General features: G+C 70.3%; 12 protein-coding genes and 1 pseudogene. 3 read left to right on the plus strand and 10 right to left on the minus strand.

Features of this window, described 5'->3' with window-relative positions:
- The first annotated feature begins 496 nt into the window (after nt 1-496).
- The gene (locus tag AB1460_RS24550) at nt 497-1,516 is read left to right on the plus strand and encodes a hypothetical protein (protein WP_368964433.1); all 1,020 of its coding nucleotides are present in this window, start codon (nt 497-499) and stop codon (nt 1,514-1,516) included.
- A 225-nt stretch (nt 1,517-1,741) separates the two neighbouring features.
- Here the strand turns inward: AB1460_RS24550 and AB1460_RS24555 are convergent, their stop codons facing one another.
- From AB1460_RS24555 to AB1460_RS24575, 5 genes and pseudogenes are all read right to left on the minus strand, one after another.
- On the minus strand, nt 1,742-2,281 hold the full coding sequence (locus tag AB1460_RS24555) for a nuclear transport factor 2 family protein (protein WP_420497351.1): 540 nt from the start codon (nt 2,279-2,281) through the stop codon (nt 1,742-1,744).
- Between the two features lie 42 nt (nt 2,282-2,323).
- Nucleotides 2,324-3,262, minus strand: a pseudogene (locus tag AB1460_RS24560) (NAD-dependent epimerase/dehydratase family protein); the annotation flags it as partial.
- The gene (locus AB1460_RS24565) at nt 3,259-4,668 is read right to left on the minus strand and encodes a chorismate mutase (protein ID WP_368964435.1); all 1,410 of its coding nucleotides are present in this window, start codon (nt 4,666-4,668) and stop codon (nt 3,259-3,261) included. The gene AB1460_RS24565 and the pseudogene AB1460_RS24560, both read right to left, overlap by 4 nt.
- Nucleotides 4,607-7,429: an alpha/beta fold hydrolase gene (locus AB1460_RS24570; protein ID WP_368964437.1), complete on the minus strand. Its 2,823-nt coding sequence runs from the start codon at nt 7,427-7,429 to the stop codon at nt 4,607-4,609. Before AB1460_RS24570 ends, AB1460_RS24565 begins: the two co-directional genes overlap by 62 nt.
- A gap of 659 nt (nt 7,430-8,088) precedes the next feature.
- Nucleotides 8,089-8,760: an FMN-dependent NADH-azoreductase gene (locus AB1460_RS24575; protein WP_368964439.1), complete on the minus strand. Its 672-nt coding sequence runs from the start codon at nt 8,758-8,760 to the stop codon at nt 8,089-8,091.
- Nucleotides 8,761-8,936: 176 nt separating this feature from the next.
- Here AB1460_RS24575 and AB1460_RS24580 point away from each other — a divergent pair, with 176 nt between their 5' ends.
- Entirely contained in the window at nt 8,937-9,848 is a 912-nt protein-coding gene (locus AB1460_RS24580; RefSeq protein WP_368964441.1) for a LysR family transcriptional regulator, read from the plus strand.
- A gap of 100 nt (nt 9,849-9,948) precedes the next feature.
- On the opposite strand, the gene AB1460_RS24585 is transcribed toward AB1460_RS24580, so the two are convergent.
- The 5 genes from AB1460_RS24585 to AB1460_RS24605 all read right to left on the minus strand — a co-directional run bounded on the left by AB1460_RS24585 (nt 9,949) and on the right by AB1460_RS24605 (nt 19,786).
- Nucleotides 9,949-12,726, minus strand: coding sequence for an ATP-binding protein (locus tag AB1460_RS24585; RefSeq protein WP_368964443.1), 2,778 nt, complete (start codon nt 12,724-12,726; stop codon nt 9,949-9,951).
- Between the two features lie 397 nt (nt 12,727-13,123).
- Nucleotides 13,124-14,854 (minus strand): TAXI family TRAP transporter solute-binding subunit, encoded by a 1,731-nt coding sequence (locus AB1460_RS24590; RefSeq protein ID WP_368964445.1) that lies wholly within the window; start codon nt 14,852-14,854, stop codon nt 13,124-13,126.
- A gap of 118 nt (nt 14,855-14,972) precedes the next feature.
- Nucleotides 14,973-15,767: a hypothetical protein gene (locus AB1460_RS24595; protein ID WP_368964447.1), complete on the minus strand. Its 795-nt coding sequence runs from the start codon at nt 15,765-15,767 to the stop codon at nt 14,973-14,975.
- A gap of 346 nt (nt 15,768-16,113) precedes the next feature.
- Nucleotides 16,114-18,672, minus strand: a complete 2,559-nt coding sequence (locus AB1460_RS24600; RefSeq protein WP_368964449.1) for a WD40 repeat domain-containing serine/threonine protein kinase — start codon at nt 18,670-18,672, stop codon at nt 16,114-16,116.
- Nucleotides 18,673-18,916: 244 nt separating this feature from the next.
- Nucleotides 18,917-19,786, minus strand: a complete 870-nt coding sequence (locus tag AB1460_RS24605; protein WP_368964451.1) for a hypothetical protein — start codon at nt 19,784-19,786, stop codon at nt 18,917-18,919.
- Here AB1460_RS24605 and AB1460_RS24610 point away from each other — a divergent pair.
- Nucleotides 19,785-21,074, plus strand: a complete 1,290-nt coding sequence (locus AB1460_RS24610) for a hypothetical protein (RefSeq protein WP_368964453.1) — start codon at nt 19,785-19,787, stop codon at nt 21,072-21,074. The two genes, AB1460_RS24605 and AB1460_RS24610, sit on opposite strands and share 2 nt — an antisense overlap.
- The last annotated feature ends 169 nt before the right edge of the window (nt 21,075-21,243 follow it).

The raw sequence follows: 21,243 nt of genomic DNA on the forward strand, positions 1-21,243 counted from the left end.
TCGACCGTGTCGCTGACCTGCTGAACCGTCGCCCGCGGCAGACGTTGAACTGGGACACGCCCGCCGAAAGGCTCAATCAGCTGCTACTGTCGCAGAGCGGTTGATGCACTGACGGGTTGAGCCCGCCGACCCTTGTTCCATGATTCAATTATCTCACGACATTCTCAGAATCTCGACGCCGACCGACCAACGCTCCGATAACTTAGTTTCTAGTTAGTACACCACTATCGCCGCTATGATCCGCCGCGTTAGCGGCGAAAACGGCGCCGAAACGCGGTGCACCGCCGCGTCACTGGCACGATGGCTCAACGGCGCCGACCCCCAGTCGGCGATCATTCCTGCTGCGGTGGAAGCATTCGCTCGCCTCCTTGACCGGCCCGCGCTCACCCCGGCTGACCTAGGCTGGTCATCGGGCTCCCCAACCCGCGATGCGCACTCCGAGGACCCCTGGCGCGGTGACCCCGTCGCCTGGGTCATCCGCCTGGGACGGACTGACATGCTCAACAGACGTGCGGCAGTCACGGCCGGCCTCTACTCGCTGGCCGCCGCCGCTACCCCACTTCCACCCGCGACCCGACCAGCCACCCGGCCTGGCACGTCGCTCCGGGTCGGTCCGGCCGACGTGACCCGGGTCCGCGCGATGGCCGCGTACTTCGGTCAGATCGACGACCTGTTCGGCGGCGGACACGCCCGCTCGGCGGTCGCCGCCTACCTCGTCAACGACGTCGCCCCCCTACTCCAGGGCGCGTCCGGCCCGACCCGCGCGGACCTGTTCACCGCCGCCGCCGAGGTCACCTACCTCGCCGGATGGATGGCCGCCGACGACCTCCAACCCGGGCTCGTGCAGCGCTACTACATCCAGGCCGTCCGGCTCGCCACCGAAGCCGACGCCCCCCTGATGCGGGCCACCGCACTACGTTCCCTGGCCTCCCAAGCGGTCGAACTGGGACACGCGGCCCACGGCCTCGCGCTCGCGGACGCCGCCGCCGACGCCCTCCACAACACCGCACCCGCCCGCACCCGGGCATGGGTGAACGGCATGCGCGCCGAGGCGCTCGCCGCCACCGGCCACGACCCACGCCGGGTGATCCGACTGCTGGCCAGCACCGAAACAGACCTCGAACGCGCCGACAGCCCACCAGCGTCCGACCTGACCGGCAACTACCGCCGCGAAGGCTTCGAACACCAAGTCGGACTGACGCTGCTGAACATGGGCGACCTGTCCGGCGCGGAGGAACACCTCGCCGCGTCCACCGCCGCCCGCAGACCCGACGAACGCCGGACCCGCGCACTCATCGGAACCCGGCTCGCGACCGTACAGATCCGCCAACGCCGACCCGAAGCAGCCGCGGCCACGCTCCTGCACCTCACAGACGACCTCACAGTGGTGAAGTCCGCACGCCTACACCGGACCCTCAGCCAGATCCGCGGCGCCTGGCAGACACATCGCGCGGATCCGACAGTCGCCCAGGCAGATCAGCTGCTGCTATCGTCCCTGGCTGCGGTCAAGACATAGGCACGAGCGCCTACTCTCCACCCGCGTTCACCCGAGAATTCTCCATTCCCGAAGATTTTTTACCGAGAGCAATCGTTGGGTGTGGCGCCCCTGTAGCCGCACGAGCGCTCGGTGCCCGAGGCCCACACAGCGTGGAAGACACGGTTGAACGCCGCTGGGATTCAGCCGAACTCGCGTTGGTCCCCCCAGGCGGGCGTGGGGGGACGGACTGTGGTTTCGCTCCGTTCAGACGCCGTCCACGCCACCGACGACGCTTTGTTCGTCACCGCGCCGCGCGACGCCGGACTGCGGGTGTGTCCAGCTCTTCCTGGGATCCGATCCCGGCCGGCCGTCGGCGACGTGCGCGAAGGCAGGGTCCGCCGGCTGGTCGAGGATCTCCAGCACGGGCGCGGTGTCGAAGGTGTCCTCGAAGCGGACCGCCAGACCGTCGGCGAACGTCCAGGAGTGTACGAACGGGACGGTGCACGACCGCCCGGAGCGCGCAGTCATGTGGTGCCGGCCGAACGCCACCACCCGGTCACCGACGCCGATGATCTCCATCGGTTCCGGGCGGAGCTCGGCGAACACACCCGGTACTCGGGCGATGAAGGCCCGTACCCCATCGTGACCGGTCTCCGTCCCGCCGAGGCCGTAACGGTCGAGGCCGTCCGGGTGCGTCCAGGCGATCTGCGGGGAGAAGTGCGTCAGGACGCTGTCGACATCGCGTGCCCGGAATGCCGCGTAGGCGGCCCGGACCCGGTCGGCGTTGTCCGCCGGTTCGTCGATCCGGGTGACCGAGGTCGACGGGCCCGCCGGTCCCGGAAGGTTCGGGAAGTGGTGCGCGAGCGTGCGCCGCAGGCCGTCCTGCCAGCCGACCTCGCAGCCGCCGATCAGTGCCCGGCGGCGGGTGTTGTCGTAGGCGCAGGTGTCGCGGGTGACGTCGCTGGGGGCGAAGGTCACGGGTACCCCGGTGCACTCGGCCGCGTGGGTCATCATCTGCTCGATACTGACCGCCTCGTCCCCACCCCAGTTCACGACGGCGGCCGGCACCGAGGCCGCCGACCACAGCAGCGGAACCTGCCGGGCGATGTCGTCCGAGTGGATGGGCGAGCACCAGTTCCCGTCCCCACGCGGGATCTCGATCGGCATCCCGGCGAGCATCCGGCGCAGGAACAGCACCGGGACTCCGCCGTGCCCGTGCGGGCCGTAGGCGACGTTGAGCCGGGCGATGACGGTGGGCAGGCCCAGGGTCTGAGCGAAGGCGCGCACCACCCCTTCGGTGCTCATCTTGCCGACCGGGTAGGTCGGCAGCCACGGGGCCTGGCCGCCGAGCGGGTCGGTCTCGGTGTACAGGTGCTCTCGGGTCAGCCGCGCGTAGATCGCGCCGGTGGACACGAACAGGAAGGCCCGCGCCCGCTGGCAGTGCGTCATCAGCCGCCCGGTCGCGACGACGTTGCGCTCCACGGTGGACTCGAAGTCGGTTCCATCCCCGCGCACCACCGCGGAGTGCAGGACGTGGGTGAAGTCGTCGGGCAGGCCGGCCAGCCCGTCGTCGCCCGGATCGTCTGGGGCCATGTCCCAGTGCCAGGTCCGCAGGCCCAGGCCACGCAGCTCAGCCTTCACAACAGGATCGGCGAAGCGGCCGAGGCACCAGACCTCGTTGTCGGCGGCGAGTGACTCCGCGACACCCCGGGCGACTTGACCGGTGGCACCGGTGATGAGGATTTTCGCACCGGTCACCCCATCTTGCGCCGCTGCGCCCGTCACGGCCGGCGTCCCTGTCCAGGGACCGGACCGCGGCACAGGGAGAGGACGGCGAGTGCGAGGTCGCGGCCGGGCGAGTCCAGGCGGTCGGCGAACCGGGCCAGGACCGCGTTCTCCCGGTCCAGCTCGACGCGCGGCCCGCCGGCCGCCATCCGCCGTGTTTGGACCTCCCGGGAGATCTGCCGGCGTCGCGTGATCAGGGCAAGGATCTGCTCGTCCACCTCGTCGATGAGGGCGCGACAGACCGCGATGGAGTCGGGGAGGGGCGGATCCCCGAGGGTCGGGACGTCCGCCTTCCTTTCACCGATCGCCGCGTTCTCACTGATCATTGTCTGCCTCTCGTTCCCGCGGAGGGATGGGTGGGTGGGAGGAGCCGCCCGACGGGTCCGGTCGGACGGGTTCCGTGAGCCGGGGATCAGCCCCGGCCGGTGGGGATGGGACCGGGGCAGCACCCCGAGGACCGTGACACCGACGTCCCGGGCGCGCAGGGCCTGCAGCATGGTCGCCAGCGGTGCGTCGGCGACGTCGCCGGTGCATTCGACCAGGAGGTAGTGGGAGCCCAGCGCAGTTCCGGTCGGCCGTGACTCGAACCGCAGCAGCCGCGTTCCCGCGTCGGCGAGCGGGGTGAGTAGATCCCACAGCGACCCGTCGCCGTGGTGGGCCCGGACGCAGGCCAGCACGGTGCGGGCTGGCGGCGTGCCCGTGCCGACCCGGTCCGGGGTCTGCCCCGGGCCGGTCTGGCCATGCGGGGACGGCCCACGGCCCACCACGACGAACCGGGTCTCGGCACCGGGCACGTCGTCGATGTCCGCCGCGAGCTCGACGATGCCGGGCACCGGCACACCCGTGGCGCCGGCCCCGACGGCCGCGGTCCGTCCCGAGGGGTCCGCGACGACCCGGGTCAGCCCGGCGGCTGTGGAGTCCACCGGCACCGCCAGCGCGCGGGGGGCGTGCGCGCTGAGCCAGGCCCGGCACTGGCTCAGCGCGTGCGGATGGGACACCACGGTGGTCAGGGCGGCCGGGTCGGCCGCGGGCCGGCCGAGCAGGCTCAGGCGGACGGTCAACGCGAGGTCCCGGCGCAGCGTCAGGCCCTGGCCAGCCAGCCGGACCAGCGTGTCGACGATGCCGCCCACCAGGCCCGCCGCCGAGTTCTCCCACGGCACGATGCCCTCGGTGACCGTGCCCCGGGCGACCGCCTCGAGTACCCCGTCGCCGGACGGCAGCGGCACGTGGGGCCGGCGGGCCAGTTCGGGATCGCGCAGCAGGGCGAGATGGGTGAAGGTGCCGGCCGGGCCGAGGTAGCCGACAGAACCGGCCTGCTCGGGGCCGGTCGGTTCGGGACCAGGCTCAGCGCCCGTCCAGCGATCTGTCCAGTTCGGCCCGAAGGACTGCCTGGAAACGAGCGACATGCCGTGGTCCCATCAGTGTGTAGTGCTCGCCGGGCACATCGACGTAGCGGTTCCCCGACCGGGTGAACCCGTCCCATTTCCGGAGCTGGTCACGCAGCCAGTCCTCCTTGGTTCCGACCAGCGGGATCGCGTAGAAGACGGTCAGCGAACCGACGGATCCGGAAGGTTCGTAGGAACGGCCCATCGTGAGCAGGGACTGGGCGAGCGCGGCCCACGCGGTGAACCCGGCGAGATCGAGGTCGAGTTCGTCCATCCGACCCTCGGGGGCGAGGGCGACCAGCGCCCGCATCTGGTCGTCGAGGGGCAGCGGACGCAGCTGGGCGGGGAGTTCGGCCGCCTGTTCCCCGGTGATGAGCGACAGGAAGAACGCGAGATTGATGGCGCCCTCGGTGACGTCGAGCTGGTTCATGCGGTACTTGATGTGCGGAGGCAGGTTGAAGATGCCGACGAAGTCGACCCGTTCGCCGGCCGCTTCCAGCACCTTCGCGATCTCGAAGGCGACCGCCCCGCCGTAGGAGTAGCCCGCGACGGCGTAGGGCCCGTGCGGCTGGACGCGCCGGATGGCGTCGACGTAGCAGCCGACCATCTCGGCGAAGTCGGTGAAGTGGGGTTCGCCCGGGTTGAAACCGCGGGCACGCAGCGCGTAGAACGGCCGCTCGTTGGTGAAGTACTTCGCCAGGTTGACGAAGACGAGCACCTCGCCGACGCCGGGGTGCACGCAGAACAGCGGCGTCCTCGTGCCGGTGAGCTGCAGCGGTACCAGCGGGTCGTAGGCCGTCGCGGCCGAGGGGGCGCCCGCGTCGATCCGGGTGGCCAACTCGCGGACCGTGGGGGCCAGCAGTATCGCGGAGACCGGAAGGTCGCGGACACCCATCCGCAGTTCGAGCCACCGCTTCAGTCGGAGGATGTCCAGCGAGGTGCCACCGATGTCGAAGAAGCTGGCGGTCGCGCTCAGAGTCGCCGGATCCAGGGCGAACATCTCCGCGTACAGCGCGGCGAGCGCCGTCTCGGTCCGCCCCTGCGGTGCTGTGTACCCGCCGAGCTGCGCCTGGGTGAGCGCCGCGACCTCAGCCTCGCGGTCGGCCAGGTCACCCGCTTCCAGTCGGCGTCGCAGCGCCGTCCGCTGGATCTTGCCGAGGCTGGTTTTCGGCATGTCCTCGACGGTCAGCGGCAGGATGACAGCCGGCCGGAACCCCCACTGCATGATGGTGGTGCCGCGGATGGCGGTCACCACCCGGTGCAGCTCGGCGGCATGGGCCGGGCCGGTCGCGGCGGTGTCCGGGACGAAGGCGACCACGAGCTGTTCGGTGTCCGCGCCCGGTGGCCTGGTCGGGAAGGCCACCACGTAGGAGCGGCGCACACCGTCGAGCTCCTCCAGCACAGGCTCCAGATCCTGGCTGAAGTAGTTGACCCCGTTAACGATGATGCTGTCCTTGCTGCGGCCTACCAGCGTGAGCCGGCCGTCGTCGATCCGCCCCAGGTCACCGGTGCGGAACCAGCCGTCGGCGGTGAAGGCCGCCGCGTTCGCGGCCGGGTTGTCGAGGTAGCCGGCGAACACCATCGGGCCGGACAGCTGGAGCTCACCGACCTCGCCGTCGACGACCAGCGGGCCGTCTTCGCCGACAATCCGCATCCGCAGGCCCGGCACCGGACGGCCCAGCGCGGCGAAGGCACTCCCCTTGTCGGCGGCGGGAAAATCGTACGAGTAGACGCTGCCGGCGCAGGTCTCGGTCATCCCGAACGCGGGGACGAGCACGTCCCGACGCAGACCCGACGGCGCGAGCAGATCGAGGAAAGCAGTCGCCGTCTCGGTCACCACAGCCTCGCCGCCGCTGATGACGGTGCGCAGCGCGGACAGGTCGAGGGCGTCACGGCGAGGATCCTCGGCGAAGCTGCCGACCAGCTGCCCGAACAGAAAGTTCGGGGTGAAGGTCACTGTCACCCGGTGGGTGGCGGCGAGTTCGAGGAAACGCCCCGGATCCTCGAGAACCACGTCGGGTTCGACTTGCACCTGGCACGCGCCGACCGACATCGGGAGCAGGTGGCATTCCAGCAGCGCGGCGACATGGTCGTAGGAGATCCAGTTCAGGTACACATCGGTGGCGGTGGCCTGCTGCACCCGTGCCTTGGCGGCCATGGCAGCGAGCAGGTTGGCATGGGTGAGCCGCACCGCCTTGGCCGCACCGGTGGATCCCGAAGTGAGTACCAGCAACGCGACGTCCTCCGGGCTCGGCGCCACGACCTCCGGGTCGCCGGCGGCGGGCGAACCGGCCCGGATGAGCTCCTCGGCGCCGATCACAGCCAGCTCCCCGGCCCGGCGTACCTCCTCGACCCTCTCCTCGGCGGCGACCACGAGCGGACGGTCAAGGAGGGTGTCGAGGTGACGCAGCAGCCGCGCCCGAACATCCGGGTCACCCGAGCCGGTAGGGACGACGCAGGGCACCTGCCCGGCGAGCAGGCATCCCCAGAACACCGGCAGGAACTCCCATGGCCGGTCCAGCAGCAGCGCGACCCGGCCTGCCTGCGACGTTGGGGCGTGTCGCAGGCAGGCCGCGACCCGGCGGGCCCGCGCGAGCAGGTCCGGGTACCGGAACTGCTCCGGGTCATCCGCGGCCGGTCGGGCGGAGACGATCCGGATGGTGGAGTCCGGCCAGTTCGCTGCGGCACGCCGGAGCAGGTCGGCGACGGTGGTGACCGGAGCGTCGAAGGAGGCGGCGGGCGGTGGGGTGGGGATCGGGATTTCGGAGAGATCGCTGGTCATACTGTCTCGCTTTCGGCGTCTCGGCATGGCTGGACGCGGACAGGGACAGGGGATCCGTGGATTTTCGACGCCCACACGGACGCCGGGCTTCGATGGGCTGCGTCAGGATGTATCAGGATGTGCCAACCATCACGGCCAGTCGCAGGAACATATTCCTATACCGGATTAGAGCCGTCGTAAAACGTGTTGACGGGCCGGCGAAACGATTGGAGAACCACTTCTCCTCCGGCCGGGTGAGGGAGATTTTCCCCACATCCGAGATTTCGTTCGACAGAGCCGCGATCGACGACTTCACCCGAGGATAGGCATGTTTCCGCTCCCCCGTGAAGGAACCTTCCAGGGTGATAGAAGCCACACGCGAACAGCTGGGCTTCCATTCTCCGGGCATGACAAAACGCGGCGGCGTCCACCGGAAGGAAAATATTTTCGGTGGACGCCGCCGCGGTGACCGCCCGACGTTTGAATAGGCGGTCGACGCCACGACACGAAGAGGTGGCGGTGATGGACGTCTGTTTACGTGTAGCGGAAATCTTTGGAGGATCCGTCTGGGTGCCGCGGCCCGGAAACCCGTCACAGCGCCCACCGCCCCGCGGACGCTCAACCTACGGAGCCGGCTCCGTCCGCGACCAGGGCGTCCGGTGTGGCCGGCCCCGTGGCGGCTAGGCCGTGGCGGCCTTGGCGGCGGCGTCCAGCGCCGCGGCCAAGGAGTCGGCGGCCTTCTCCCGAAAACCGGCCAGACGCGGGACGTGTGCGGACTTGGTCAACTCGGCGTGGACGAAGGTGAGGTCGTCGGCGAGACCGACCATGCCGAACGCGGCCCTCAGGTACGGCTCCTGGAAGTCGAAGCCGGCGCGGGGCGTACCCGGCCCGTAGGCACCGCCACGAGCGGTGACGACCACGACCCGGGTGCCGCTCAGCGGCCCCTGGTTGGTCGCCTGGTCGATGATGAGCGGCGGGATCGCCACCCGGTCGAACCACGCCTTGAAGCTCGAGGGCACCGAGAAGTTGTACATCGGCAGGCCGATCAACACCGTGTCTGCGGCGGTCAGTTCCTCGACCAGCGGCCAGGTCACAGCCCAGCTCGCCCGCTCGGTCTCCGTCGTCGCCGCGGTCCGCGCGGTGTCCAGGTCACGCTCGCCGGCCGCCTCCAGCCGGGTCATGATCTCAACCTGGGCGGAGTCCACGTGCGCGAGTGGTTGTGCCGCGAGATCACGGTGGGTGTATCGGCCGGTGGGGTTGTTCTCCTGCCAGACCTCGGCGAAGGCGGCGGAGAGCCGACGGGAGACCGATCCCGGTCGCGCGCTGGCGTCGAGGTGGAGCAGATGACTCACGGAATTCTCCAGAAAGTGGAAGGCCGATCGGCGGTGGGACGCCCGGATGTCGGTCCATGCACGGAGCGGCGTTCCTCCCTGCCGGCCCGCCGCCCCCATCAAACCCGGGCCCGAACCGTTCCCAGGCGTAATCTGACGTGACGATTGATGACGCTGACCGTCAGTGGGAGTGACGCATGCTCGACCTGCGCAAACTGGTCCTCCTGCGAGAGATCGACGCCCACGGCTCCATCGCCGCCGCCGCGCAGAGCCTGTCCTACAGCCGGTCCGCGGTCTCCCAGCAGATCACCGCACTGGAACGTGAGGTCGGGACCCCGCTGCTGGAGCGGACCAACCGCAGCGTCGCGCTCACCGAGGCCGCCCGGGTGCTGGTAACCCGCACGGAAACCGTCCTCGCCGAACTGGAAGCGGCCGAGACGGAGATCGGGAAGACGGCGGGCACGCCCAGCGGTGCCCTGCGCATCGGAGTCTCGCTGAACCACGGCCCGCCGTTGCTGGCCCGGGCACTCGTCCAGGTACAGCGGCGGTGCCCGAGACTGCGGATCACTCTGCAGGGCGTGGCGGCCGGGGAAGGCCGGCAGGCCGTCCGCCTCGGGCAACTCGACCTGGTCCTGGCGTTCCGGTACGACCAGGTGCCCGAACCCCGGCTCCCCGGCCTGCTGGAGATCCCACTCGGATCCGATCCGATCCGGGTCGCCGTCGCGGCCGACCACCCGCTGGCCGGTACGGGCCCTCGGCGCCTCGCCGAGTTCGCCGGGGAACGCTGGATTCTTCGGCCGGCCTCCACGTTCGGCCGGCTGACCCTGCACGCCTGCCACGTCGCCGGCTTCGAGCCGGACGCAGCCGCGGAGATCGACGACCTGCAGGCGGCCCTGGGCCTGGTCGCTCCGGGGTGGGCGGTGAGCCTGCTGCCGGACCTCGTACCGTCCAGGCCGGAGTTCCCGGTCGCCCGGATCCCCCTCGCCGACCAGCAGCTGCACCGGCACATCGCGATCGTGGTGCGCCGGGGAGCCGCCCGGGCACCGGCGATCGAGGCCGTGGTCGCCGAGGTCCAAGCCCAGATCACCGAGCAGCCGGCGCGCGGTTAGGGCGTGGGGCGGCGTTGTGCCACCCACACGTATCGCCGCGGCTCGGCCGCGGCGTGGCCACCCAGGCGGAGTCCGTCCGCTGTAGCGGCGCAGGTGGGTGTCAGCCTCGGGTACACGCAGTCCGCTCGGTGTGAGCTTTCAGTGCCTTGTTGGCCTTGTGGACTTCGGGGGCGTCGAGTGCGGCGTAGATGCCGCGGGCCGACCGCCAGTGCTCGCGGGCGGTGTCGTGGTCGCCGAGGTCGTCGAGGGCACGGCCGAGGCCGGCGTGGGAGCGGGCCTGTTCGTAGCTGTCCTGGGTGGCGAGCGTCAGGGTGAGCGCGTGGGCGTGGTGGTCACGGGCCTGCTCGGGATGGCCGGTGGCATGGAGGTGCTCCCCCAGTCCGTTGCGCGCACGGGCCTGGCCGTTACGGTCGCCGAACTCCTCGTAGAGGTCGAGGGCCCGGCGGTGATGATGCGCGGCGTCGTCATGGCGGCCCTGCGCGTGGTGGACGAGGCCGAGGTTGGTCAGGGAGTCCGCCTCGCCGTTGCGGTCGGCCAGGGCCAGGTAGAGGACGAGGGCCCGCTGATGGTGATCGGCCGCGAGGTCGTGTTCGCCCTGGTGGCAGTAGACGTTGCCGAGGTTGCCCAGCGCGTGGGCCTGTCCGCGGGTGTCGTGGGTCAGCTGGTGCAGCTCAAACGCCCACTGCTGGTGATCAACGGCCAGTGCGTACCGGCCCTGCCGCCAGTGGACGTGGCCGATGTTGCCGAGGGCGCGAGCCTGACCCCGCTGGTCGCCGGTCTTCTGGCACAGGTCGAACGCGCGCTGGTTGTGGGTGAGGGCCTCGTCGTAGCGACCCTGCCGCCAGTAGATGATGCCCAGGGCGGTGAGCGCCCTGCTCTCACCGCGTTCGTCGCCGGTCTTCTGGAAGAGCGTGAGCGCCTCCCGGGCGTTCTCGGCGGCGTGTGCGTACCGCCCCTGGTGCCGGCAGATACCTGCCAGGCTGGTCAGCACATGTGCGTGCTGGGCGTGGTCGCCGAGGGTGCGGGCGGTGTCGCAGGCGTCGGTGTAGAGGGCGACCGCCTCGGTCAGATGGGCGCCGAGGTCGAGGTAACGGAACAGAATCGCCGCCAGATCCAGGGCGTGGCGCCAGCCGTGAACGTTCGCCTGGGCGGCGACGCGCACCAGGTTGGCGCGTTCGAGATCAAGCCAGCGTCGCGCACCCCGCGGATCACCGCTCCACCGAGGCGGCGCGTCAGGGGAGCGCACCGGCGGCAGATGATCAACCTCGGTGGGAGAAAGCAGGCGGACCGCCGCCGCGGCGGTGGACACGTAGTGGTCGAACAGGACGCCCGTCGACTGGAGACACAGCTCTTCGGAGTCCTCGTCGCCGGCGCGTTCACGCGCGAAGGCCCGCACCAGGTCGTGGAATCGGTAGCGGTCCTGTCCGGCTTCGAGGAGAAGATGGACGTCCAGGAGATGGTCACAGGCCCGCTCCGCCTGGGCTGGTGTGACACCGGCGAGCGCGGCCGCCGCGTGGGTGTCCATCTCCACCCCGGGATGCAGTCCGAGACGGCGCAGCATCCGCTGGGACTCGCCGGTGAGGTCGCGGTAGGACACGGCGAAGGCCGCGGCCACCCCGCGTTCGCCGTCCTCCAGCGCGGCGAGCCGGTCATGCGGGCCATGGTGGTCGGCCAGTCGGTCGGCCAGATCCGCGACCGACCACGCTGGGCGGGCGCGCAGCCGTGCCGCTGCGATCCGTAACGCCAGTGGGAGCCTTCCGCACAGGTCGACCAGCCGCGTCGTGGCGTCGTCCTGGCCGGCCAGCCGGTCGGCGCCCACCACGGCGGTGAACATGTCACGGGCCGCCGGCAGGGGCAGGACCTCGAGATGCCACGAGCGTGCCTCGTCCAGCGCGGCGAGGCGACGACGACTGGTGACGATCACCAGGCATCCGGATGCCGCGGGAAGCAGGGGAAGAACCTGGTCCGTGGACCGCGCGTTGTCGAGAACGACCAAGGTCCGCGTGCCAGCCAGCCGGCCCCGGTACAGCGCGGCCCTGGCATCCAGCGTGGGCGGAATCTGCTCACCGGGCACCCCCACACGACGCAGCAGTTCGCCCAGCGCGGCGTCTGGTTCCATCGGGTCGACCGACGGTGTCGACCCGTGCAGGTCCAGGAACAGGCATCCGTCGGGGAACCGGTCGGCGAGCTCGTGCGCCGCGTGCAGGGCCAGCGTCGTCTTGCCGACCCCCGCCATTCCGTGCACGGCCAGGATCACGGACGCGCCGGCCATCGCCGCACCGCCGCCGTCCGGACAGGCCGCTTCGACGACGGACAGCAGCTCGGTGATCTCGCGCTGTCGGCCGGTGAAGAACCGGGTGAGAGGGGGCAGCTCCCGCGGGGGTGGCGAGAGGACGTCCACCTGACCGGACAGCGGGCGGATACCCGGGAGAAGAACCCGGGAAAAGGGGATCCCTGGGAACGGTGGTGCCGTTGTAGGCGCGGCGGAACCTTGAACGGTCGCGCCCAGACCGGACAGCAGTGTGGCCGCGGCGTTTTCCTCGTCGAGACCGACCAGGTCGACAGTCACCAGGTTGGCCAACAGCCCCGGCGGGGAACACGCGTCCACCTTCACCGGGACCACCCGGACCTGGCGGCCGGTCGGGTCGACGACGTTCTGCCACGGCAGCGACGCCTCGCCCTCGGCGAGGTAGCTCTCACTCAGCACGAGCACCAGCCGGTCCGCTCGGACGAGGGACTCGTTCAACCACCGCAGGCGGTTCACACCCGGCACCGCGTGCCACCCCTCCAGCAGCGGCTCGAATCCCGCCGCCTGCAACCGCCAGGCCAGCCATTCGGCCCAGCGCCGATCGGAGACCGCGTGGCTCACCAGCACCACCGGTGATTCCCGCGCCGACGTGCCCGCCCCCATCGACCAAGTCTGGCATTCACCCATCGCGACGGCGAGCACCATCGTTACCGGGACGCCGCTCTGACGGCTGAGCCGACAACGGGAACATTCGACCGGATCTCATCGTCACACCACGGATCGCTCACCTGGCGAAGGAGAGAACGACGTGGCCGACTGGTCCCCGGCTGTTGATTTCGGTACCACCTACACGGCGGCCGTCACCGCGGCCGCCGGCGGCGCACCCGACGTGCTGGAGATCGACGGCAGCAGGTGTCGACCTGGTCGCCGCCGCCGGCACGGGTCCTCCGGGAGGCCACCCGGCGGTTCAACGGGCGACCGCCGGGCGCGGTCGTCCTGACGCATCCGGCCGCCTGGGGTCGGCGGGTCAATTGACTGGCCCTGCCTGTCCCGGTTGCTCCGACGCTCCTGGGGATGCCGCTGATGTCGGCACGGAGCATCTCGGACTTATGTTTGATTGTTCGTAGAAGTTCTTCGCGGCCGGATGGAGAGGAACGAAGCAGTAGACGGGGCTGGTTCCGACGGTTCTCCTTATGGGCCAGAAGTGTCGTTCGGTTTCGTCAGGCCAAATCGCACGCTCGAACTCACCGCGATGTTCCTGGAGGACCCGGGTGGTGTAGCCGACCAGATCGGGATCGGTGAAATCGGCCCCGACGATGCCGTTGGGGATACCGACGGTGGCTGTTGGGCCGGCGCCGGGATAGTCCTGCGGTCGGATCTGTTCGGCGGTGTAGATCTGCCCGGGTACGAAGTCGTCGCCTGCCTCGTGCCGATAGAAGCCATCCCATTCATCCTGCATTGCGTCCCGATAGGTGCTCAGCGGAAGCAGGCGTATACCCGCTCCCTGGGTCGCTTCCTGACGGATCTCGCTGGTTGGTGCTCCGCCCGACCACAGGACCGCCTGAACATTCCCGGCACCGAGCTCGGCCAGTCCGGCTGACAGGCTCATCGGCACCGGGCTGAGTTGACAGTCGGGGCCGACAGCGTTCCTGATCTGACGGAAGAGGACGTCTCCGATCTGGGCGGTTCCGGAAGTCTGAAGTCCGGTGGCGATGGTCCCCCCGGCGGAACAGAGCTGTTCCGCCGTGGTGATGTCGGAGTCCGCACGGACGATCAGCTGGAGCAGGTCGAACCACAGCGGCCCGACCGTACGCAGCCTGTCGATCGGTGCGTTGAGGAACTGGCCCGCGCCGTAGCGGGCGTCCACAGCGGTGGTGAACTGGGCGATCGAAAGGGTGCAGCGTGCGTTGGGATCGCGCAGAGCGTCCAGGTTCTGCGCACTGCCGCGGGTTGGCGTGACGTTCACCGTGGTGCCGGAATACTCGGACTCGATGATCCCGGCGAGGGTGTCACCGTAGTTGTTGTAGGGGCTGCCCTCCTGGCCCGTCATGATCGTAACGACCTCGCACTGTCCGAGCATCGCAGGTGCGCTTGACGTTGGCGCAGTGGCGGTGGACTCGGGGTCCTCGGACTCACAGCTCTTCAGCGAGACGATGATCACAACAGCAACAAGCGTGACCGACAGGGCGCCGATCGCCCACCTCTGGTGTCTCCGAGCCCGGGACACCATGCCCCTCCAGAAACCCGTGATTGAAGGGCCCTTTCCTGGGACGGCTCCCGGGAAGGGAGGCTTTTCCGAGGTGGGGCCGCCGGGGAACCCGTCCGAGGCTCGGGGCGTGGCGGTCAGGCCGAGTGCCTCCAGCAGCCGCCGTCGGGCGGTGGTTTCATCGATGCCGTGCAGGTCACTGTGGACGATGGCGGCCAGCATCCGCGGGGCCGTGCAGTCCTCGACCCACAGCGGGATCAGTGTCTGCCCGGTCAGGGCGGTGGTCCATTCCGGGGTGCGCCAGTGGGAGGCGAAGTAGGCCTGGGAGCAGATCGCAACGGTGCGCTCGGCGTGGGTCATCTGCTGGTCGATCCAGGAGACGAGATTCGTCCCCACGGGAGCGTCCCACGCCTCGATCGCTACCGTGCGGCCCTCGTCTTCCAGAACCCAGGCGACCCAGGTCGCCCATGCCTTGTCCGCCGCCGTGTAGGAGACGAACACATTCACCCGGGCGGGCCTGCCCGGCGCTGCGGTGGGATCCTCTGTACCCATATTCGCAAAGATTGCCACGTAGCCACAATCCCTTCGCAGGTGGCCCTGCGTCTTCCAGCCTCGGCGTTCCAGCAGCGGTCAGCAGACCCTCCCCGCCGGACACCTGGTGCGGTATCGGTCAGCCGAGCAGGTTGTTCAGATCCTCACGGACAAGCGTGGTGGTGACGAGCAGCTCCACGATCAGATTGTGGTTGATCATGTGACCGGCGGGCGGGGGAATGTCGGTCTCCATGATGCCGCTGACCGCCGGGCTGAGCCTTTTCCGGACACCGGCGACGATGTGCGCCGCTCGTTTGTCACTCCAGCGTTCCTCCGGCCGTAGCGCGGTCAGTTCGGCCGCGACCTGCTTCCAAGTCAGTGGCTGGGGCAGCGCGTCGCCGCGGAGGTACTGCCGGGCGAGGCAGACGAGCACCAGCTTCTCGAGCGCGCTCAACGGCCAGATCTCGCCGTCCCAGGTCGGCTGTCCGGGCGGGGAAACGGCTCCTCCTCCGGCCGGGCGGTCGACGACGCGGACTTCCAGGAGATGTTCCTTCCCAGGGCTGACGACGAACAGCGGTGTGTACCCGCCCGGGAGCTCCGCCGTATCCCCGCCGATCAGCAGCCGTTGCGAGTGCGGCAGCCGGATCGGTCGCCTCCCGATGTTGCTCAGTACCCAGCGTGACTGTTTCCGGACGATGGAGCCCTGCTGACGGCTGACATACTGGTCCGTCGCGCCGACGCACACATGGACGTCCGGCTCGCAGCGCCCGAACACGAGCTGGAATCGGGTGTCCGGCGCGACGCTCATGCCGCCGTTCGTTCCGAGGACCAGCAACGTTCCCACGGGGGCGTCGGTGGACCAGCGGGTGAGGCTGTTGATCTCCCTGGGCAGCGGGTTGACCTTCCGCGACCAGTCCGGCGTCGACGTCCGCACGGCTCTTCCTCTCACTGTGGCTGACCCGGCCACGGGTCTCGGTCCGAGTGGGCCCGAACCGCGTGATCCTTCGTGTGAGCGCGCGATCGTGCCGGTTCCAGGGTGCGCGCCCGGGCCCGGGAGGGGTCCCGGCGCTGGGACCTGCCGGACATCTGGACGATGGTCACGCCCGCGGAGGCCCTGATCGCCCAGCTCGCCGGCGTCGGCGACATGCCGGGGGACGCTGTCGTTCGAGGCCCCTGGTCCCCGCCGCCTCCGCGGCTTCCACGAAGGAGGTCTCAGGAGGCACGCGGCAGTGAGATCCGTGCCCTTGTGCCGCTGTCTCCGGAAGGATGATCATTCTGGCTCAGGGGCAGGGTGGGCTGTAGGGGATCTTGGGCAGGGCGGCCTTCCACTCGGCTTCGGTGAGTCGGTCTGTCTCCCTGGCGCAGGCCGCTGCGGCCAGCCGGCCGGCGTTCACGTCCCACAGCTTGGCGGTCGTGTCCGGGCTGGCGGTGGCGAGCAGGGTCCCGTCCGGGCTGAACGCCACACCGCGGGTGGGGCCGACGTGGCCGGGGAGGGTGACCAGCGGCCGGACCTCGCCACGGGCGGCAACGTCCCACATCCGGGTGGTTCCGTCGTCGCTGCTGGTGGCGAGCAGTGTTCCGTCCGGGCTGAACACCACATCCTGAACGTTGCCGATGTGGCCGGTGAGGGTAGCCAGCGGTCGGGCCTCGCCATGGATGGTGGCGTCCCACAGGCGGGCGGTTCCGTCCAGGCTGGCGGTGGCGAGCAGGGTCCCGTCCGGGCTGAACACCACGTTCTGAACGTCGCGGGTGTGGCCGGTGAGGGTGGCCAGCGGTCGGGCCCCGCTACGGGCGGTGGCGTCCCACACCTGGACGACTCCGTCCACGCCGCTGGTGGCGAGCAGGGTCCCGTCCGGGCTGAACACCACACTGTTCGACCCCGGGCTGACGGTGCGGTCGGTGGTGCCGCGGGTGGTGGGGCTGGTGAGGGTGACGCGTGGCTGGACCTCGCCCCGGGCGGTGGCATCCCACATCTGGACGGTCGTCCCGTCCCAGCTGTTGGTGGCGAGCAGGGTCCCGTCCGGGCTGAACGCCGCATCCCAGACGTCGGCGACGATCCAGCCAGGGGGGCCGGTGAGGGCGGCGCGTGGCTGGGCCTCGCCCTGGGCGGTGGCGTCCCATATACGGGTGGTTTGAAGTTCACTGCCTCTGGTGGCGAGCAGGGTCCCGTCCGGGCTGAACACCACATCCAGGGCGCGGCCGGTGAGGGTGGCCCGGGGCCGAACCTCGCCCTGGGCGGCGATGTCCCACACCCGGGCGGTTTGGTCGCCGCTGGTGATGGCGAGCAGGGTCCCGTCCGGGCTGAACACCATGTTCCCGATGAGGCTGGCGAGGCCGGTAAGGGTGGCCCGGGGCCGAACCTCACCACGGGCGGTGGCGTCCCACACCAGGGCGGCCAGGTCGCCGTTGCTGGTGGCGAGCAGGGTTCCGTCCGGGCTGAACGTCACATCGCCGCTGGGGCCGGTGGGGCCGACGAGGGTGGCCGCGGGCTGCTCGGTGGTGAGCAGGCGCAGGACGGCGGTGCGGGCCTGGGGGGTGGGCGCGGTGCGGTAGGCCGCCACGGCCAGCCGGCGGGCGAGAGCGGTCTGGTCGGCGGCGATGCCGGTCGCTTCGGTGGCGAGCCGTAGGGAGATCGTTTCGGCGCTGGGTGGGGTGCCGGTGGGCAGGAGACGCCAGGACAGCAGCGACACCGCCAGGATGGCTGCCGCGACCGAAGCACCGACACCACGCGGTCTGGTGATCCTGGACCAGTTCCGGCGCCGTGGTGGCGCGGGGTACCGGCTGCCGGTGAGGCCCCGGGCCTCGGGGGGCAGGTCCCAGGTGGGGAGGAAAGGTATTTCCCCGTGGTCTCCCTCCACCCGTGCCTGTTCCTTCTCCTCAGCGTGGGCAGTGGTGGGTGGTTGGTGATCGATGACGCGGCGGAGGGTGTCGTCGAGGTGCAGCGGTATTCCTGTCCGGGTGGTCCAGCCGGCGCCGTAGGCATGGGTGGCGGCGCGGGCGAGGTCGCGCGCGAACGCGGCGGCGCTGGGCTGCCGGTCGGCGGGCATTTTCGCCAGGGCCCGCAGCACCACCGCGGCAAGGTCGGTGGGAACGCCGTGCAGGGGCGGGGGTGGGTCGTTCAGGTGCTGGTGCCACAGGGTCTGGAGGGGCTGTCGGGGGTCGAACGGCGGGGCTCCGGCGAGGAGCTGGTAGAGGACGATCCCGAGGGCGTAGAGGTCTGTGGCGGGGCTCAGGCGGCCGCCGGTGATCTGTTCGGGGGCCATGTACGTCGGGGTGCCGGCCCGGTTACTGGCGCTGGCGGCGGACCCGTCGAAGATCTTCGCGATGCCGAAGTCGGTGACTTTCACCGTGTCGTCGGCGGCGAACAGGATGTTGTCGGCTTTGATGTCGCGGTGCAGCACCCCGCGGGTGTGTGCGTGCTCCAGCGCGGCGGCTACGGCCAGGCCGACCGCGCAGGCCTGCGGGGAGGTCAGGGTGGCCCGCCTGTGGGTCAGGGTCCCGCCGGCGAGGAGTTCCATCACGACCAGGCACAGACCCTGGGCCTCGACGTATTCGAAGATCCGGACCACGTGGGGGTGGTCGAGGGTGGCCAGGATCCGCCCTTCAGCCGCGGAGTCGTCGGTCTGTTCTGTGGCAGCGGAGTTGTCGGTCTGCCCTTCGGTGGATGGGTTACCGGTCTGTCCGTCGGGGTCTTTGGCCTCCATCACCTTGACCGCGACCGGACGGCGTAGACGGCGGTGACGGGCGGCCAGCACCAGCCCGAACTGCCCCGACCCCAGCCATTCCCCGACCCGGTAGCCAGGCAGTGCCTTCTCCACCCGCCGCCGGTCAACAAGCATGGGAGGAGCGGGCGGCACTCCACCCTGCGTGGTAGTCGATCGTGCTCATAGCCGCACAGATTGCCACGAAATGCAACAAGCCAGGCACGTGGCACATCGATCCACGTCACGGATCCGAAGATCCGTGACGTGGTGCGTGAGCCCGGCTGGCGCTGGACGTCTACAGCCCAGCGCCAGCTCAGACTCGGCCATCCGCCGTATGACCGTTATGGCCCGCCCCGGGCTTCTTCATGGCCTGTCCGTCTCAGGCGATCCCGGCGACCGGTGCGTCGCGCAGGTGTCTGACGGTGGCCGTGCCGTCGGTCGGCAGGTGGGCGTAGGCGATCCCGACGTTCGGGTGGGTGGCGTGGACGAGCGCCTCGATCTCGGCTTTCTCCTTCGCCGCGGCCAGTCGGCTGAGGTGCACGACGTAGCCGTACGGCACTCCGCTCCCGACGAGGCCGGCGAGGTCCTGGAGGAGGTGTGCGTGCCCGTAGTCGAGGCCCAGTTCGATGGCGATGGGCGGGACGATCCGTCCCTGCCGGAACTGGTCGAGGCTGGCGGCGGCGAGCTGGTCGGGGGTGAGCAGCGCCAGGTCGAACAGTCCGCGCCGGTCGTGGTCGCCGGCCGGCATGGGCCACTCCTTGTGCACCAGACCAGTCCGCGATCCCGAGGTGCCGATCGGGGTGAGGATGTCGAGTTCGGTGTTCTCGACGAGGCCGCGGAACAGCGCAAGGTGCAGGGAGTGCTCGACCCGGTGCCGGTAGGGATGCGCGACGAAGTCGTCGACCAGTGTGTCGATCGCCCGCTCCACCAGCGGGATCACGGCGGCGAGCCACGGCTCCGTCGCCGCCGCGGCCGGCACGCTCGGCAGGGGGAGCGGGGCGCCGGCCGGGCTTTCCCGCCGGGCGCTGCGCACGCTGAGCAGCCAGTCCTCCAGCTGCGTCAGGCTCGCGAGCTGCGGCAGGTCCTCGGCCGCGATCCGCGCCGCGGCGGGCAGGTGGTATCGGACCTCGTACTCGCCGCGCCTGTTCGCCGGCGTGCATACGTTGACGGTCTGCGTCTTCTCGCCCGTACTGACGAAAACCCGCCGGCCGGCCACCTCGAAGTCGGACAGAGCCGACGACAGGACCATGCCGGTCACCGTAGACCCGGCGACAAAGATGACCAAAGACCGACTGAGTGACCAGGGCGTCCCGTACTGTGCGTCACGGTCCCACTCTCCCGGGGAGGGCGGCGTGGTCGCGAAGAAGAAGACGCGGGGCTGGACCCAGGCGGGTGCGGCGCGCGCCGCGCGGGAGGCGCGGATTGCCACGATCGACTTCCTCGCCCACGCCCCGATCGCCCGCGGCTGGCACCTCAACCGCCTCGTGAGCGCATACCAGGTACACGAGACGCACACCGGGAGTCGGGACGCCGCGGCCGCGCTGCTGTTCGGAGGCATGGGCTACCGCCCGCCCTACCCGCGCACCTGGGCGGAGACGGTGGAGATGGTGCTCACCGACGAGGCACGCCACCTCACCGAAGCCGACCTGTACGTTCTGTCCCCGCAGATGTGCGACGTCGTGGTCGCGGCGGCCGAGTCGCTGACGATCGAGGACCTGCGGCTGGTCGATCCCGATGACCTGCCCAGTCCGACCGGGCTGGTAGTGCTGCCCCACCCCCTGGTGACGACCGCGGTCGGCGGGGAGCTGTCCGACCTGCGGGCGTTCGCGTGGCGGACGCCGGCCGCGCACATCCTGCCCGTCCGCCACGGTGGGGGGCTGCAGGAGGATCCGGCGGTGCGGATGTCGTCCTTCCACGACACCCACGGCCCGGTCCGCCCCGACAGTTTTCTGGAATTCGCCGCCCTGGCCCGGGCCCGGGGCACCCCGCTGCCGCCGCTGCTGCTCGACGCGGGCCGCTGCCTGCCTTTCCGCAGCGGACGGGAGAGCTCACCTGAGGCCCTGGACAGGTTCGTCGCCGCGGCCCGCCAGACCGTCGCGCGCCACCGGCAGCTCCGGCAGGCGCAGGGGTTCGACGAGGACCGGGTCGTCGGTGAGTACACCCCCGGCGGTGCTCTCGTCGACGCGGACGACTCGCTCATGCCGCGCTTCCTGTACGCGTTCTGGCGGCTGTGCGAGCAGCGGATCGCCGAGATGGACGTCGCGGAGGTCAACCACAGCGCCCAGGTACTCGCCGACCGGGCCGGGGTGTCCCCGCAGGTGCGGGTGGTGCGTCTGCGCCGGATCGACCAGCCGCGGGCCGGGCATGGGCAGGGCAGGGACTGGCAGCACCGCTGGGTGGTGCGGATGCACAGGGTCCGCCAGTGGTACCCCAGCGAGCAGCGGCACAAGGTGATCTACCGAGGCCCGTACCTCAAGGGCCCCGACGACAAACCGCTGATCGGCGGGACGACGACCGTTCGCAGCCTCGTTCGCTGAACGCCACCGTCACATGTTCCACAGGTGGACGCCGCCCGGCGGCGCGGTCGGCACCGGTCATGATGCCGCGGTGCTCCTGGTGTGCGGCTGGTGCGTCGAGGAGATCCTCGTACCGATCGTCGGCGCGGCGGGCTACTGCTCGCCGTCCTTGGGCGGCCCCACTGCGGCC

Source organism: Parafrankia sp. FMc2 (assembly GCF_041008525.1).
Classification (GTDB): domain Bacteria; phylum Actinomycetota; class Actinomycetes; order Frankiales; family Frankiaceae; genus Parafrankia.

What these genes read in the sequence shown, in the direction of transcription:
- AB1460_RS24550 (WP_368964433.1), top strand. Translation starts at nt 497, where the DNA reads ATGCTCAACAGACGTGCGGCAGTCACGGCCGGCCTCTACTCGCTGGCC.
- AB1460_RS24565 (WP_368964435.1), bottom strand. Translation starts at nt 4,668, where the DNA reads ATGTCGCTCGTTTCCAGGCAGTCCTTCGGGCCGAACTGGACAGATCGC.
- AB1460_RS24570 (WP_368964437.1), bottom strand. Translation starts at nt 7,429, where the DNA reads ATGACCAGCGATCTCTCCGAAATCCCGATCCCCACCCCACCGCCCGCC.
- AB1460_RS24580 (WP_368964441.1), top strand. Translation starts at nt 8,937, where the DNA reads ATGCTCGACCTGCGCAAACTGGTCCTCCTGCGAGAGATCGACGCCCAC.
- AB1460_RS24590 (WP_368964445.1), bottom strand. Translation starts at nt 14,854, where the DNA reads ATGGGTACAGAGGATCCCACCGCAGCGCCGGGCAGGCCCGCCCGGGTG.
- AB1460_RS24600 (WP_368964449.1), bottom strand. Translation starts at nt 18,672, where the DNA reads ATGCTTGTTGACCGGCGGCGGGTGGAGAAGGCACTGCCTGGCTACCGG.
- AB1460_RS24610 (WP_368964453.1), top strand. Translation starts at nt 19,785, where the DNA reads ATGCCGGTCACCGTAGACCCGGCGACAAAGATGACCAAAGACCGACTG.
- AB1460_RS24605 (WP_368964451.1), bottom strand. Translation starts at nt 19,786, where the DNA reads ATGGTCCTGTCGTCGGCTCTGTCCGACTTCGAGGTGGCCGGCCGGCGG.